The sequence below is a fragment of the Neisseria sp. P0021.S007 genome (assembly GCF_051956855.1).
In genome coordinates this window covers 1-477 of the sequence record NZ_JBQCXA010001459.1, presented here as the reverse complement: position 1 = coordinate 477, position 477 = coordinate 1, and the positions used below count along the sequence as shown (strand labels likewise).

Genomic DNA, 477 nt, shown 5'->3' with positions numbered 1-477 from the left:
GTATCCGCCTCATCTGCAGACGGCCAAGCCCTGACTTTCAGCGGCGTGGGCGTTTATCATCCCGCACTTTTCAAAGATACCCCGGCGCATCAGGCTGCCAAACTTGCCCCTCTGTTGCGTCAAGCCATGAGCCAAAGCCAAATCAGCGGCGAACACCACAACGGCCTTTGGTTGGACGTCGGCACAGTCGAACGCCTGCAAGAAGCCGACCGTGTCGCCCAAAGCTGGTAAAACAAAAGGGGCGTATCCGATACGTCCCTTTCAATATCAAAGGCCGTCTGAAAATATTGACCAACTCAGTTTTCAGACGGCCTTAATCTATCATCAAGCTTTAGCCAATTTCTTTTCTTTCTTCATTCCCAACAAGCCATTGACAATCATCACGCACAATCCCGACCAAATCAGGCCATAGCCGATCAATGCGCCTTTTTGCACCGGCTCACCCAGCCATACAATCGACACAATAAAAAGCAATAC

1 protein-coding gene is annotated in these 477 nt (G+C 50.7%); it reads left to right on the top strand.

Going from position 1 to position 477, the window contains the following annotated elements; all coding sequences use genetic code 11:
• The coding region (locus ACTHUR_RS19690; RefSeq protein WP_440400483.1) for a nucleotidyltransferase family protein at positions 1 to 231 on the top strand (231 nt) is incomplete at its 5' end.
• Positions 232 to 477 lie beyond the last annotated feature (246 nt).